This window comes from Flavobacterium erigeronis (assembly GCF_054075165.1).
This window is the reverse complement of record NZ_JBSKGP010000007.1, coordinates 148837-165036: the sequence shown is the minus strand read 5'-3', so window position 1 is coordinate 165036 and position 16200 is coordinate 148837. Positions and strand designations below refer to the sequence as shown.

Sequence of the window (16200 nt, the reverse complement as noted above, 5' to 3'; positions counted from 1 at the left end):
CTAAATTCAGAAATCTAAAATTTAAAATGGAATTAGACGAAAAAAAATATTTATATCTCTTATTACTGATCCCGATTGTGGTCTGTATTTTCCTTTTCAATATGTATTGGAAAAGAAGAACGCAGCGCGAATTTGGTGATCTTGAAATGGTGAAAAGATTGAGTCCAGAGAAATCGGTTTTTAAACCCGTTTTAAAAATTGTAGTGATTCTTCTAGCGCTAACTTGTTTGATTATCGGTTTGGTAAATCCGAAGATTGGAACCAAAATGGAAACGGTAAAACGAGAAGGTATTGATATTGTTTTTGCAGTCGATGTTTCTAAAAGTATGCTTGCAGAAGACGTTGCTCCAAGCCGTTTGGCAAAGAGCAAACAATTGGTTTCTCAAATTATCAATAATCTTGGAAGCGACCGAATTGGAATCGTGGCGTATGCCGGAAGTGCTTTTCCAGTTTTGCCTATAACATCAGATTATGGTGTTGCAAAAATGTACTTGCAAAGTATGAATCCCGATATGGTTTCTTCTCAGGGAACTTCTTTGGATGAAGCAATTCGATTATCGACAACTTATTTTGATGAAAAAAGCAAGACAAGCAAATTGCTTATTTTAATTTCTGATGGAGAAGATCATTCTGAAGGAGCTTCTACTGCTGCTGAAGAAGCCAACAAAATTGGAATGAAAATCATTACTATCGGAGTTGGAACAGAAAGAGGAGCAACAATTCCGTTAAAAGAAAATGGCGTTTTAAGAGGTTATCAGAAAGATCAAAATGGCGAAACGGTAACAACAAAACTGAATCAGGAAGGTTTAAAAACTATTGCTAAAGCTACAAAGGGCGGATACGTTTATGGCGGAAGCACTAAAGAAGTTTTAGACTACGTAAAAAATGCACTGAATAATATTCAGAAAACAGAATTTGAAGCCACACAAATGGCTGAATTTCAATCGCAATTTCAATGGTTTATCGGGTTTGCATTTTTATTGCTTTTCCTAGATATTTTCTTATTAGAAAGAAAAACAAGCTGGATCAAAGAGTTGGATTTATTTAATGAAAAGAAATAAAAAAGTTAGCCACTAATTGCTCGAATTTACACGAAAGAAAATTACAAAGTTTTGTGAAATTCAGACAAAATAAATTAATTAGTGCCAATTGGTGACCCGAACGATAGTGAACAGGCGAAGCAAATTCGTGGCAAACAAAAAACAAAATTAGAATGAAAAATTTTCTCCTTTATATTTTACTAACGGTTTCTTTTGCAGTTTCTGCTCAAGAGAAAGACAAAACATTGCCTGCAGCCAACGAAGAATATAAACAGAATAAATTTGTTGATGCAGAAGCAAACTATAGAATTTCGGAATCTAAATTTTCTAAACGCGCCGCTGCTCCATACAATTTAGGAAATAGTATTTACAGACAAAATCAGATTTCGGAAGCTAAATTTGCTTACGCGAAAGCAATAAAAAATGCCAAAACAAGACCTGAAAAGCATAAAGCCTATCATAATCTTGGAAACGTTTTCATGAAAGAGAAAGATTATACTCAGGCGGTTGAAGCTTACAAACAAGCGCTTCGCAATGATCCGACTGATGATGAAACGCGTTACAACTATGCTTATGCAAAACAAAAACTAAAAGAGAATCCTCCTAAAAACGATCAGAAAGACAAAAATAAGGACAAAGACAAGGATAAGGATAAAAATAAAGACAAGGACAAAGACAAAAATAAAGATAAGGACAAGGATAAAAAAGACGATAAAGGCGACCAAGACAAAGACAAAAAAGATGGTCAAAACGATCCTAAAAAAGACGACAAGTCTGACAATAAAGGAGAGCCGAAACCGCAGCCTGGAGGAATATCAAAAGAACGTGTTCAGAATTTGTTAGATGCGGTAAATAATGAAGAGAAGAAAATTCAGGACAAAGTAAACGCTCAAAAAGTAAAAGGTAATCCTAAGAAAACAGAAAAAGACTGGTAAAATAATTTAAATCGTTTAGTCGTTAATTGTTTATTAAAAGAAATATTCAAAACGGCTAAACGATTAAACAGTTAAAATAAACAACGACTAAACAAGTAATGAAAAGATATTTAATTCTATTTCTACTCACTTTTCAAGGACTAATGGCTCAGGTGCAATTTGAAGCCAGAGTCAGCAAAAACACACTTGGAGTTAACGAAAGACTTCGCATCGATTTCATCATGAATGTCGACGGCGACAATTTCGAACAGCCTTCTTTTGAAGGATTCAGTATGGTTGCGGGGCCAAGCCAGCAAATCAGCCAGTCATGGGTAAATGGACGCAGTTCTTTTCAAAAAATATATTCTTATATTCTTCAGCCACAAAGAAAAGGAGCGATTACTATCAAACAAGCTGCTATAGAATACAATGGTCAAGTTTATAAAACTTCTCCAATAAAAGTTACGGTTACCAATGCAGTTGCACAGGAAAGAGATCCTAACGACAGACCACAAGGATCTGGAAATGAACTATTGACTTTAGTTGCCGAAATCTCAAAAACTAATCCATACTTAAACGAACCAATTACTGTTGTTTACAAATTGTATTTTAATAATATTGGAGTTACAGGTTTTAAAGAATTGGCAAAACCTAAATACAATGATTTCTGGAATCAGAACATTGAAATCAAACAATTGGCAATCGAGGAAGGAAGTTTCCAAGGTCAGAGATGTTATTATGTTATCCTGAAAAAGACAATCTTATATCCTCAGAAAGCAGGAAAACTTACCATTGAACCTCTTTCACTAGATATTGGGGTACAGCTACCAACAAATCGTCGTGATATGTTTGGTCAAATGATTATTACAGAAGACAATAAAGTAGTTTCTGCTGGAGCCAAAACTATTAATGTAAGACCGCTTCCTGAAAGCAGTAAACCAGAAGGATTTACAGGCGGTGTCGGAAGATTGAATTTTACGGTTACTCCATCAAAAACAACTCTAAAAAATGGTGAAGGCCTAGACTTAATCGTAAGTGCGCAAGGAACTGGAAACATGAAATTATTTACGCTTCCAAAACCAGTTGTTCCGAATGCATTAGAAATGTACGATCCTGTTCACGATGAACAAGTAACGACTTCGCTGAGCGGTATGTCTGGAAGAATCACTGACAAATATACTATTGTACCACAGTACAGAGGAAAATATGCGATAAAACCAATGCAATTCTCGTACTTTGATTTGAGTACGGGTACTTACAAAACCATCACTTCAAAAGAAATTATGATTGATGTTTTGGACGGGCCAACTCCTGCAGAAGCTAACACAGGGGCATCTGCTTCTAAAAATATTGCAGAAAAAGCGGATCAATTCAAAAACATAAAATCTAAAACAGCATTAATTCCTATTGCTAAAAATGATTTTTATGATTCTAAATTGTATTTAGGATTGCTATTTGCGCCTTTTATCATTATTCCGATTATCATTTTAGCTAGAAAGAAAAAAGAAGCTATGGATAGTGATGTTACTGGAAATAGAATTAGAATGAACAATAAGCTGGCGAAGAAATATTTATCGCAAGCGAAGAAACATCTTAACAACAAAGAGCCTTTCTATATTGCACTTGAGAAAGCAATGCATAATTTCTTGAAAGCAAAACTGCATATTGAAACCTCAGAAATGAGCAAAGACAATATTAGAGAATTGCTATTGTCTAGAAATGCAAATCCAGAAACGGTACAGAATTTTATTACTTTGACTGAAAACTGCGAATTTGCACGTTATGCACCAGCATCGAGCGCTTCAATTCAGCAGGATTATGATAAGGCGGTTATGATTATTTCTGAATTAGAAAAACAGATTGTTTAATTTTTTACCGCAAAGTTCGCTAAGAAAATTGATTTAGATTGAGTCGAATTTAAGTTCGCAAAGTTGAAAATCTTATTATAAAAAAATGAAAAACATACTATATCTCTTTTTATTAATCTCGCAGGTTTTCTTTGCGCAAGGTCGCTTTGAATCGGCTAATGCATTGTATCAAAAAGGGCAATACAAAGAAGCTGCACAAGTTTATGAGAACATCATAAAAGAAGATAAATTACATTCTGCTGAATTGTATTTTAATCTCGGAAACTGTTATTATAAATTAAATCAAGTTGCGCCTTCGATTTATAATTACGAAAAAGCTTTGGTACTTAAACCAAACGATCCAGAGACATTAAACAACTTGAAATTTGCTAAAAAACTGACGATTGACGAAATCAAAGAAGTTCCGAAAGTGGGTTTTGCAAAAATGATCCAAAACTTTACTTCTATTTTTGATTATAATACCTGGGCAAAGATTTCTGTTGTGCTCGGTTTTGTGTTTTTATTGAGTTTTATTGGTTATTATTTCTCCGACGCTACACTTGCAAAAAGAATTTATTTTGTTGGAATGTTTGTTATTTTAATTGCTTTTGCTTTAAGCATTTCGGCTGGAATGTCTGAGAAAAGCCATTTTGAAAACGATCGTGTGGCCATTGTTTTTTCTGAACTAAGCCAAGTTCGAAACGAACCTCAAAAATCTGGAAATGGTATTATCCTTTTACACGAAGGAGCAAAAGTGTATGTGCTGGAAAGTATTGCAGGATGGAAAAAAATCGAATTGACAGATGGAACTCAAGGTTGGATAGATTCTTCTACCATCAAAGAGGTGAAATAGTTTTTTTATTAGAATGCGAATTGGAATAATTTAAATTTACATTCAAATGATCCAAAAACAACTCTTAATTATGCTGTTTACTTTATCCTGCGCAATCTATGCTCAGGAAGAAAAATTAAGCCCTGAGCAGCGTCAAAAACACTTTTTTGAAGAAGGACAAAAAGCTCTAAAAGAACGGAATTTTAACCGCGCGTACAGTTTTTTCTCGGTAGCTCAAAACGGTTATGGGCCAAACAAAGAAATCGTAAGCAAATCGATAAAAAAAACAGATTCTTTAAAAGTCATAATAAGAACAGAACAAAGACAAAAAATTACCGGTAATTGGAAAATGCTTACTACTGAGTCTTGGGCAATGAGAGATCCTTCTGATAGTATTGTCGGGAAAATGATTGCTATTGATCCAGATCAAATATTGTTTTATGAACTTTATGATAAAGCAAAAAAATGGAATTTAACCAAAACAGAAAAAATCATTTTTTCAGATAAAGAAAATTTAACTTCCGATCCACTGTTGATAGTCTATTCAAACAAAGAAGTCTGGCATTATTACATCGAAGAAACTTCAGGAAGTTTAATTGCTACTTATATTGGAGAAGAAAATGAAAATGGAATATCAGAATTAGTATGCGGTAATACACAATTAAAATATTTTAAATTACAATAATTGTCCAAAAAAATAAATTCCAAATTCCAATTGTCGTTTGGAATTTGGAATTTTTCTTTTTTGGAATTTAATAATTAATTCACCGCATCAACCAATCTCACAAACTCAGATCTATAACCCTCATCATCGTTTGACAAACCCGATTTTGCCAATCTTTTAATATCAGAACTTGAACTGTTGGCAATATATTTTGATTCGCGCAATTTTAATCCGAACCAAGAAACTGCTGTTGTGAATTTGAAATCTTGAGAACTGTTTTCTAGGTCCGTTTTCTTATCTGCGATTACATTAACTATTTCATTGCTTTTATTGCCATCAGGTTTTTTATATCTAAATTTCACCGTAGCCAACTCATCACTATGATTTTCAGTTGCTTTCTGTGTTTTTGTATATTTTAAATCTGAAGGAACATAATCGCTATCGACACCCGTCGGAACAATTTCATAAAGCGCCGTAACCGAATGTCCGCTTCCTAATTCACCTGCATCAATTTTATCATTTTTAAAATCTTCTGCATTTAGCTTTCGGTTTTCATAACCAATCAATCGATACGCTTGAACATGATTTGGATTGAACTCGATTTGGATTTTTACATCTTTTGCGATAGCAAACATTGACCCTTTGAATTCTTTTCCAAGGAAACGATTCGCTTCTTGAATGTTATCGATATAAGCATAATTTCCATTTCCTTTATCGGCAAGAATTTCCATTTTACTGTCTTTGTAGTTCCCCATTCCAAAACCTAAAACGGTCAAGAAAACCCCAGATTCTCTTTTTTGTTCAATCAATTTCAGCATATCATCATCAGAAGAAGCGCCAACATTAAAATCACCATCAGTAGCAATTACCACTCTATTGTTTCCTTCCTTAATAAAATTCTGCTGTGCCAGTTTATAGGCTAATTCTATTCCTTCTCCTCCTGCTGTGCTTCCACCTGCATGCAAATCGTCAAATGCATCTATAATTTCGTCTTTATTATCACCAGAAGTCGGTTCTAAAACCACGCCCGCAGAACCTGCATACACTACAATCGAAACTTTATCAATCGGACGAAGTTCTTTTACCAAAATCTTCATCGATTCTTTCAGCAATGGCAATTTATTCTGCTCGTCCATTGAGCCTGAAACGTCAACTAGAAAAACCAGATTAGTAGCCGGCAAATTTGCCATTGGAATGTTTTTTCCCTGCAAACCAATTTTTAGCAGTCGGCTGTTTTTATTCCACGGGCAATCGCTGTATTCGGTATTTATAGCAAACGGATGTTCGCCTTCTGGCTGTGGATATTTGTATTTGAAAAAATTAATCATCTCCTCCACACGAACAGCATCTTTTGGAACTTTCTGTCCTTCGTTTATAAATCGGCGGATATTGGTATACGATGCATTATCAACATCGATAGAAAAAGTAGAAAGAGGTTCTTTTAGCGGAGATTCAAACGGATTTTCTTCTAACGCTGCGTAGCTTTCTGTATTAGGATCGGCAATATAATTTTCTGCTGGAATTTCATCGGTTGCAACAACTGTCATGTCCATTGCTTCTGCGGCCTCATCTGGAGCGTAAGCTTTCTTACAACTGAAAATAGTAAGTACGAGGAATGCCATCATAAAGAAATTAAGATTTCTCATAAAGTAAATTTTTAAAAATTAATAAATGGGTTATTGGCTTCAAATAAGGACTAGCATTCCGGATTTACTAGAGGCGATTATTTGTAATTTTCGAAGGCTAAAAATCGTGCCAAAAAATTACAAACGTTTTTCTTACAGGAAACAAAAATTTAAAAACCTAGACTTTACAAGGCATTTAGCGAAAAATTATTTTTGGGATAACGTTTTTTTTTCGCCACGAATTCACGAATTATTTTAATTTTTTTGCCGAAAATCTTTGTGTTGATTTTTTTGCCACGAATTACACCAATTCGCACGAATTTTTTATTTAATTCTTTCAAAATAAATTCGTGAATTCGTGGCGAAAAAAAATAATTCGTGGCGGAAAAGAATTATCGGAAATCGTAAATCTTCTCTGGAGTTACGCAGAAATCCAATTTGATATCCGATTCAAAAACATCATCAATCTGGCTTACCGATTCGAAAAACGAAAGTCCGATCTTAATCGTTTCAGGTTTACATTCGGCTAAGAATTTATCGTAGAAACCTTTTCCATAACCAATACGGTTTCCGAAAACATCAAAAGCCAAAAGCGGTACGAAAACCACTTCCACTTTAGATGAAGGAACTTCAATTCCGTCAACAGGTTCAGGGATATTATATTCGTTCTTTTTGATTTTCGTATTATCGGTTAAAAGAAAATGAGTCATTTTTCTGGTATCGAAATCACTTTTTGAGATCAAGATTTCTTTGTCTTTTCCAGAAAGCAGATGCAGAATATATTCGGTATTTATTTCTTTTTGCTCTTCAATTGGAAGAAAAACATGATAATAGATTTTATCCCAAATCGGCATTTGAATTAATTGATTCGCAATTGCCAGACTCTTCTCCTCTATCTCATCAAAAGAAAGCGCTTTACGGAAATTTTTATATTCTATTCGAAGTTCTTTTTTACTCGTCGGCATTGTCGGGTGTTTTAGATAAATGATAAATAGCATCGCCTTCATAAACAATTGGCGAATGGTTGGCATTAATTACATATCCATCATGAGGCGCTTTTACTTTTTGCTCAAATTTCCCAAACGGATCTGTAATAATGGCCAAGATAGTTCCTTTGGTCACAAATTTCCCAACTAGATTAAAATCATGCAGCAAACCAGAACATTTTGCTCGAAGCCAAACCGATTGTTTAATATAAATAGTTGGCGTTAGTGCAGGTTCCATAATTTGTTTAGAATCTAGCATTTCTAAATAATGAAGCAGACGTTTTGTGCCTAAAACACCTTGATTGGCAATTTCATTATTGATGTCTAAAGATTTTCCGCCTTCAAAAAGAAGCATTTTTACATTGGCACTTTCAGAAGTTTTTCTAAAAGAACCATTTATATTTTTAGAATAAAGCGTAAAAGGCGCGTTAAAAATATCGGCCAGAACTTTCAATTCAGGATTATTTTCTGTGATTCGAATTTGTGGTGCGTTAAAACGGCTCGCTCCTCCCGCATGAAAATCGACTGCGTAATCTAAAATCGGCAAAATTTCTTCGACAATATGATACGCAAAACGGCTGGCAAGAGAACCTTTTTTGCTCCCTGGAAAAACACGATTTAAATCGCGACCGTCAGGAAACTCTCGAGATTTATTGACAAAACCGTACATATTGATAACCGGAATGCAGATTATTGTACCGCGAGCAGGTCTGTTTATTTTTTTACTGATGATCTGACGAACAACTTCAACACCATTAATTTCGTCGCCATGAATTCCTGCTGAAAATAAAATGGTCGGGCCTTCATGTTTGGAACGGCGCACAATTACAGGAATATTCAGCTTTGTTGTAGTATGCAGCCGAGCAATTTCGACGTTTATCGTTCGGTGTTCTCCCGGCAAAATCGATTCGCCAAAAATAACCAATGGAGTACTATTTTTCATGTAGAATTATAAAATCTAAATATAGAAATTATTCTTTTGATTTTGTAAATTTGAAACTAATTCAATGTTAAGCTTCTTTTGGAAATCGGAATGATTTTTGAAACGCTTCTCGAACAATCTTCAGAAACAAAATAGAATGCAAAAACCAGCCTTAGATCTTCAAATTTTAACTTTGCCCGATAATCCCGGTGTCTATCAATATTACGATAAAGATGGGAAAATCTTGTATGTCGGCAAAGCCAAAAATTTAAAAAAAAGGGTTTCATCCTATTTCAATAAAATTCACGATACTGCGAAAACGAACGTTTTGGTAAAAAAAATCGTGACTATAAAACACATCGTAGTTCCGACAGAAACCGATGCGCTTTTATTAGAAAACAATTTAATTAAAACACTTCAGCCGCGATACAATGTTTTACTGCGTGATGACAAAAGTTATCCGTGGATCTGCATTAAAAAAGAACCTTTTTCTAGAATATTTTTAACTAGAAGAATGGTCAAAGATGGCTCAGAATATTTTGGCCCGTACACCAATTTCAAAATGGTATACACGATTTTAGATTTGATTAAAGAATTATATCCGCTTCGAACTTGCACTTACGATTTAAGCGAATCGAATATTAATTCTGGAAAATTTAAAGTTTGTTTAGAATATCATATCGGCAATTGCAAGGGTCCTTGCGAAGGTTTAGAACCTTTGGAAGAATATCAAAGACAGGTCAATGCGATTCGCGAAATCTTGAAAGGAAATTTTAAAGAAAGTTTAAAAGATTTCAAGAAGTTAATGACGAATTATGCGCAAAATCTTCAGTTTGAAGAAGCGCAAAAAATCAAAGAAAAAATTGATATTCTGGAGAATTACCAGTCCAAGTCTACGATCATAAATCCGAAGATTACCAATATTGATGTCTTTTCAATTGTTTCTGACGAAAGTGCCGCTTATGTTAACTTTTTGCAGATTTCTCACGGTTCGATTATTCGTTCGCATACTTTAGAAATGAAGAAAAAGCTGGACGAAAGCGATGAAGAATTGTTAGAATTAGCCATTGTAGAACTTCGAGAACGTTTCCAGTTATTATCCAAAGAAATTATTGTTCCTTTTGAATTGGATTTGGGCGAAAATATCAAAATCACCGTTCCGCAGCTTGGCGACAAAAAACAGATTTTAGATTTATCCATTCGTAATGCCAAATTCTACCGAATCGAACAGCTGAAACAATTGCAAATTGTTGATCCAGATCGTCACGTAAACCGAATTATGGCTCAGATGCAGAAAGATTTACGTCTTCCTGTTGAGCCTCGACATATAGAATGTTTTGATAACTCGAACATTCAGGGAACAAATCCCGTTGCGGCCTGCGTGGTTTTTAAAGACGGAAAACCAAGCAAAAAAGATTATCGCCATTTTAATGTTAAAACTGTAGAAGGCCCAGATGATTTTGCTTCGATGACCGAAATTGTCGGCCGACGTTATAAAAGATTATTAGAAGAAAACGAACCTTTACCGCAATTAATAATTATTGACGGTGGAAAAGGGCAGCTTTCCGCAGCTTTAAAAAGTATTGACGAACTTGGACTTCGCGGAAAAGTTACTATTATCGGTATCGCAAAACGCCTCGAAGAACTTTTCTATCCTGGCGATTCAATTCCGCTTTATTTAGATAAAAGATCAGAAACTTTAAAAGTCATTCAGCAGTTAAGAAATGAAGCGCACCGATTCGGAATCACATTTCACCGTGATAAAAGAAGTAAAGCCGCGCTTAATTCTTCTGTCGAAAGCATTCCGGGAATCGGAGAAAAAACCATGACAACGTTAATTCAACATTTCAAGAGTGTTAAAAGATTAAAATTAGCAACAGAAAAGGAAATTTCAGCAGTGATAGGGGTTTCTAAAGCCAAAAAAATTGTCGACTTTTACAAAACCAATTAAAATTTGTATGCGCCCATTCCAGCTGTCCATTTCAAATACTCGGTCAAAAGCTTTTTTTTCCAATACCAAAAAAGGAGCTTCTTGGGTCGCTCTTTTTTGGCAGGAAAAAATAACCTTTTGCCTCTCGCAGTTTTCCATTTCCATCTGGGGCGTGTCAACACTCTTTTTCATCAGCACATTTTTACTTTCACAGGAAATAAATGCTCAAGAAATTAAAAAAGACAGTGTAAAAAGACCCAAAATCGGATTAGTTTTAAGTGGCGGAGGCGCCAAAGGTTTTGCGCATATAGGAGTTTTGAAAGTTTTGGAAGAAGCCGGAATCAAAATTGATTATATCGGCGGAACCAGTATGGGGTCTGTAATTGGCGGACTTTATGCTTCTGGTTATAATGCTTCACAAATTGATTCAATTTTCAAACAAACCAATTTCGACGAATTAATAAACGATTATATTCCGCGTTCGTCAAAAAACTTTTACGGCAAAAAAAATGACGAATTATATGCCATCTCTTTGCCTTTCAGCAATTTCAGAATCGGAATTCCAGAAGCGCTTTCAAAAGGAATGTACAATTACAATCTTTTAAGCAGTTTAACTCGAAACGTACGTCACGTTAGAGATTTCAACAATTTGCCAATTCCATTTTTATGTATTGCAACCAATATTGAAACTGGCGAAGAAGTACTGCTCAATAAAGGCAATTTGGTTCAGGCCATGATGGCGAGCGCTGCTTTTCCATCCTTATTTACACCCGTTGAAATTGACGGAAAACTTTTGGTCGATGGTGGTGTAGTAAACAATTACCCAATTCAAGAAGTAAAAAATCTCGGTGCAGACATTATTATTGGTGTAGATGTGCAAGATGATTTGCAAAATAGAAAAGGCTTAAAAAACGCAACCAGAATTTTGGTCCAAATTACGAATCTCCAGTCGATTGAAAAAATGAAAGGCAAAAGACAGGAAACTGATATTTATATCAAACCCGATATTCGTGATTTTGGTGTTATTTCATTTGACCGAGGAGAAGAAATTATCAGAAAAGGAGAAGAAGCCGCTTTTGCTGTTTATGAAAAAATCAAATCTTTGACCGATGAAAATAACTTTTATAAAAAGCCAAAGTTAAAAATTGCATCAGATACCATTCAAATTCAAAACATCAATACCGACAGATTAGAAAATTATACCAAAGAATACATTCGCGGTAAACTTCGTTTCAAACCGGGAAGCACTATCACTTATGATGGATTGAAGGCTGGAATTAATAACCTGAATGCGACACAAAACTTTAGCACTATTTCGTATTGTCTTCAGCCAAATGGCGACAAAGATGATCTTGATTTGGTTTTAAAAGAAAATCCAACGCAGACGTATTTAAAACTTGGACTTCACTATGACGGACTTTATAAAAGTGGAATTTTATTAAATCTTACGCATAAAAAGACCTTTTTAAAAAATGATGTTACTTCTCTAGATATTATTTTAGGAGATAATTTCAGATATGATTTTAATTATTATGTCGAAAATGGTTTTAATATCAGCTTTGGTTTTCGTTCTAGACTAAGCCAGTTTAATCGAAATGTAACGACAAGTTTGAGCAACATTCTAAACGAAACTCCAAATGTCAACCTTATTAATGTTGATTTTATGGATGTCAACAATCAAGCTTATTTTCAGACTATTTTTGTCCAGAAATTTTTAATGGGCGGAGGTTTAGAATACAAATACCTAAAAATCAATTCGCCGACACTTTCCAATCAAGATAATATAATTGACAAAAGCAGTTATTTTAGTGCCTTTGCTTATTTAAAATATGATTCGCTTGACGAAAAATATTACCCAAGTTCTGGATTGTATTTTTCTACAGATCTGCAGACGTATATGGCATCTTCAGATTACACCAATACTTTTAAACCATTTTCGATTGCAAAAGCTGAAATTTCTTTTGTAGATACTTTATTTAAAAGAGCCACTTTTAAAATTGATGCCGATGCAGGTTTTACTTTTGGAAATAGCAGTGTTCCGTTTTTTGATTTTATTTTGGGCGGTTACGGCTATAACAAAATCAACAACTTCAACTATTTTTACGGTTATGACTTTTTAAGTATTGCTGGCAACAGCTATATCAAAACTGGAATTACACTGGATTACGAAATTCTTAGAAAAAACCATATCAACTTATCTGCGAATTTTGCCAATCTCGGAAACGACATTTTTTCTACCGTTGACTGGGTTTCTATGCCAAAATATACGGGTTATGCAGTTGGTTATGGTTTAGAAACTATTATTGGCCCGATAGAAGTAAAACAATCTTGGTCTCCAGAAATGTCAAAAAGTTTCACTTGGTTTAGCATCGGATTCTTATTTTAGTAGTATAACAGAGAATACTTCAACAAAATCAAGCTATTTTTTTGCTTAGTAAAAATTAAATCAAAAAAATCAGAACATTTTTTAGTTATAAATAATATAATTTTTATTTTTACTTCGAAAAAATTACGACATTTGTTATAATGAAAACAAAATGGACAGGTTTATTAGAGTATCTTCAATTCCTCATCAAGAGAAATCCTGAGTAATACTATGAATTGAATAATTAGCCAACTTAGAAAATGAGCTGATTATCTGTTCACAATTTACATTTTCTAATTATCTAATTTATAAATTATCTAATTGAAAAAGCCATGCCATTATATCATAAACTCGGAGATTTTCCGCAAAAGCGACACACCCAATTTGAAAAACCAAACGGAGGTTTTTACTACGAACAATTGTTCGGAACAGAGGGTTTTCACGGACATTCGTCATTGTCTTATCATGTACACAGACCAACACAGGTTAAAGAAATTTTGAACTCTTATTCGGTTGAACCTAAAATTGCAATCGGAAAAAACATAAAATCATTATTATTTAAAGGTTTTGAATTAAAACCTGAAAATGACTTTTTAGACAGCCGCAAAGCCATGTTGGTCAATAAAGACTGCATTATTGGTTTGGCTGCACCTAAAGAATCGCTTAAAAATTATTTCTACAAAAATGCCGATGCCGATGAAATGCTTTTCATTCACAAAGGAAAAGGAAAATTAAGAACCATGTTAGGGAATATTCCGTTTGAATATGGCGATTACTTAATTATTCCGCGCGGTATTATTTATCAAATAGACTTTGAGACGGAAGATAACAGGCTTTTTTATGTAGAATCGTACTCTCCTTTTTATACTCCAAAACGTTATAAAAACCAGTCGGGTCAGCATTTAGAGCATTCGCCATTTTGTGAACGCGATTTTATTTTGCCAAACGAATTGGAAACACACGACGAAAAAGGTGATTTTTTAATTAAAATCAAAAAAGAAGGAATGATCCATGAAGTGGTTTATGCCACTCATCCGTTTGACGTTGTAGGCTGGGACGGCTACAATTTCCCATACGGATTTTCAATTCACAACTTTGAGCCTATAACGGGACGTGTTCACCAACCGCCTCCGGTGCACCAAACTTTTGAAACAGCTGCTTTTGTAGTTTGTTCATTCTGCCCAAGACTTTACGATTATCACCCAAAAGCTATTCCAGCGCCATACAATCACAGCAATATAGATTCTGACGAAGTACTATATTATGTCGATGGCGATTTTATGAGCCGCAATAATATTGAGCAAGGCCATATTACTTTACACCCAAAAGGAATTCCGCACGGACCAGCGCCAGGCGCAATGGAACGAAGCATTGGTCACAAAGAAACTCAGGAATTAGCTGTAATGGTGGATACTTTCAGACCTCTTATGGTTACTGAAGAAGCTATGGGATTGGATGATGGTCAGTACTATAAGTCTTGGACGGAGTAGCTAGCCGAATTTAACCGCAAAGTCCGCAAAGGATTTTCGCAAAGTTCACAAAGATTTTCTAGTTAAGTTTTATCAAACTAAGTCCGCAAAGCTTTGCGTTCTTTTTCGATTTTAGAGAATCTAGCTCAAACAAAGCTTTGCGCTCTTTGCGGTAAAAAAACACAATCAAAAAAAACAACACTTTCGATTCATCAAAAAATCGATTTAAAAAATAAACATTATGTCAAAAGAAGTAAAATCAGTAGAATACGGATTAGAGAAAATATTTGAAGGAGCACAAGATTTCCTTCCATTATTAGGAACAGATTATGTAGAATTTTATGTAGGAAATGCGAAACAAGCAGCTCATTATTATAAATCTGCATTTGGATATCAGTCATTGGCGTATGCCGGATTAGAAACTGGAGTTAGAGATAGAGCATCTTATGTTTTAAAACAAGACAAAATTAGAATTGTTCTGACAACGCCTTTAACAGCAGATTCTCCGATAAATGAACATTTGAAAAAACATGGTGACGGAGTAAAAGTTGCGGCACTTTGGGTTGAAGACGCTACAAAATCTTACGAAGAAACCATGAAACGTGGCGCGCGTTCTTTTATGGAACCAACTGTAGAAGAAGATGAATTTGGTCAAGTGGTTCGTTCTGGAATTTATACTTACGGCGAAACCGTTCACATTTTCGTAGAAAGAAAAAATTACAATGGTGTTTTCTTACCAGGTTACAAAGAATGGAAATCTGACTTTAACCCAGAATCAACTGGATTAAAATACATTGACCACATGGTTGGAAATGTGGGTTGGAACGAAATGAACACTTGGGTGAAATTCTACGAAGAAGTGATGGGATTTGTAAACTTCCTATCTTTTGACGATAAACAAATTACTACCGAATATTCTGCTTTGATGAGTAAAGTAATGTCAAACGGAAACGGAAGAATTAAATTTCCAATCAACGAACCAGCAGAAGGAAAGAAAAAATCTCAGATCGAAGAATATTTAGATTTCTACGGTGGACCTGGAATTCAGCACATTGCCATTGCAACAGATGACATTATTAAGACAGTATCACAATTAAGAGCACGTGGTGTTGAATTTTTATCTGCTCCTCCTCATACTTATTACGAAGCAATTCCAGAAAGATTGGGTGTTCATATGGATATGATGAAAGAAGATTTGAACGAAATTGAGAAGCTTGCTATCATGGTAGACGCTGATGAAGATGGCTATTTATTACAGATTTTTACTAAGCCGGTTCAAGACAGACCAACACTTTTCTTCGAAATTATTCAAAGAATGGGTGCAAAAGGATTTGGTGCAGGTAACTTTAAAGCTCTTTTTGAGTCGATTGAAAGAGAGCAAGAATTGAGAGGAACGCTGTAAAATGTTAATTTTCACATACAAAACAGCATAATTCTTTAAAAAACGATGCTTTTTTTGCAAATGTTATGTTAAACTTGACTTTGGCTATTTGTTTTTTGAACTTTCTATCTATCTTTGCACTCGCAAATCAGGAAGGGGTGGTTTCCTTCCGAATTGATATAAATTTCATAATTTATAGTTTTTTGGTTAGTTAATAGCATAAAA

General features: G+C 34.6%; 12 protein-coding genes. 9 read left to right on the top strand and 3 right to left on the bottom strand.

Annotated features, from left to right (window positions below; translation table 11 throughout):
- The first annotated feature begins 26 nt into the window (after positions 1 to 26).
- From ACWA1F_RS14940 to ACWA1F_RS14920, 5 genes are all read left to right on the top strand, one after another.
- Complete coding sequence (locus ACWA1F_RS14940) at positions 27 to 1061, top strand: vWA domain-containing protein (protein WP_306153535.1); 1035 nt, start codon at positions 27 to 29, stop codon at positions 1059 to 1061.
- A gap of 152 nt (positions 1062 to 1213) precedes the next feature.
- Positions 1214 to 1975 carry a tetratricopeptide repeat protein gene (locus ACWA1F_RS14935; RefSeq protein ID WP_306153536.1) on the top strand — a complete coding sequence of 254 codons (762 nt, stop codon included), beginning with the start codon at positions 1214 to 1216 and terminating at the stop codon, positions 1973 to 1975.
- A gap of 98 nt (positions 1976 to 2073) precedes the next feature.
- Complete coding sequence (locus tag ACWA1F_RS14930) at positions 2074 to 3822, top strand: BatD family protein (RefSeq protein ID WP_456894666.1); 1749 nt, start codon at positions 2074 to 2076, stop codon at positions 3820 to 3822.
- An 85-nt stretch (positions 3823 to 3907) separates the two neighbouring features.
- A complete protein-coding gene (locus ACWA1F_RS14925; RefSeq protein WP_456894664.1) occupies positions 3908 to 4654 on the top strand; it encodes a tetratricopeptide repeat protein in 747 nt (248 codons plus the stop codon).
- Between the two features lie 46 nt (positions 4655 to 4700).
- Positions 4701 to 5318 (top strand): hypothetical protein, encoded by a 618-nt coding sequence (locus ACWA1F_RS14920; RefSeq protein ID WP_456894662.1) that lies wholly within the window; start codon positions 4701 to 4703, stop codon positions 5316 to 5318.
- Positions 5319 to 5392: 74 nt separating this feature from the next.
- Here the strand turns inward: ACWA1F_RS14920 and ACWA1F_RS14915 are convergent, their stop codons facing one another.
- The 3 genes from ACWA1F_RS14915 to ACWA1F_RS14905 form a co-directional block, all read right to left on the bottom strand.
- Positions 5393 to 6943: a vWA domain-containing protein gene (locus tag ACWA1F_RS14915; RefSeq protein ID WP_456894660.1), complete on the bottom strand. Its 1551-nt coding sequence runs from the start codon at positions 6941 to 6943 to the stop codon at positions 5393 to 5395.
- 371 nt (positions 6944 to 7314) lie between these two features.
- Entirely contained in the window at positions 7315 to 7887 is a 573-nt protein-coding gene (locus ACWA1F_RS14910; RefSeq protein ID WP_456894658.1) for a 5-formyltetrahydrofolate cyclo-ligase, read from the bottom strand.
- Complete coding sequence (locus ACWA1F_RS14905) at positions 7874 to 8851, bottom strand: succinylglutamate desuccinylase/aspartoacylase family protein (RefSeq protein ID WP_456894656.1); 978 nt, start codon at positions 8849 to 8851, stop codon at positions 7874 to 7876. Before ACWA1F_RS14905 ends, ACWA1F_RS14910 begins: the two co-directional genes overlap by 14 nt.
- 136 nt (positions 8852 to 8987) lie before the next feature.
- On the opposite strand from ACWA1F_RS14905, the gene uvrC reads away from it, so the two are divergent.
- From uvrC to hppD, 4 genes are all read left to right on the top strand, one after another.
- Positions 8988 to 10781, top strand: coding sequence for an excinuclease ABC subunit UvrC (gene uvrC, locus ACWA1F_RS14900; protein WP_306153546.1), 1794 nt, complete (start codon positions 8988 to 8990; stop codon positions 10779 to 10781).
- A 7-nt stretch (positions 10782 to 10788) separates the two neighbouring features.
- Positions 10789 to 13146 (top strand): patatin-like phospholipase family protein, encoded by a 2358-nt coding sequence (locus ACWA1F_RS14895; protein WP_456894654.1) that lies wholly within the window; start codon positions 10789 to 10791, stop codon positions 13144 to 13146.
- 311 nt (positions 13147 to 13457) lie between these two features.
- The gene (locus ACWA1F_RS14890) at positions 13458 to 14615 is read left to right on the top strand and encodes a homogentisate 1,2-dioxygenase (protein WP_456894652.1); all 1158 of its coding nucleotides are present in this window, start codon (positions 13458 to 13460) and stop codon (positions 14613 to 14615) included.
- Positions 14616 to 14835: 220 nt separating this feature from the next.
- Positions 14836 to 15996, top strand: a complete 1161-nt coding sequence (hppD, locus tag ACWA1F_RS14885; protein WP_308068047.1) for a 4-hydroxyphenylpyruvate dioxygenase — start codon at positions 14836 to 14838, stop codon at positions 15994 to 15996.
- Positions 15997 to 16200 lie beyond the last annotated feature (204 nt).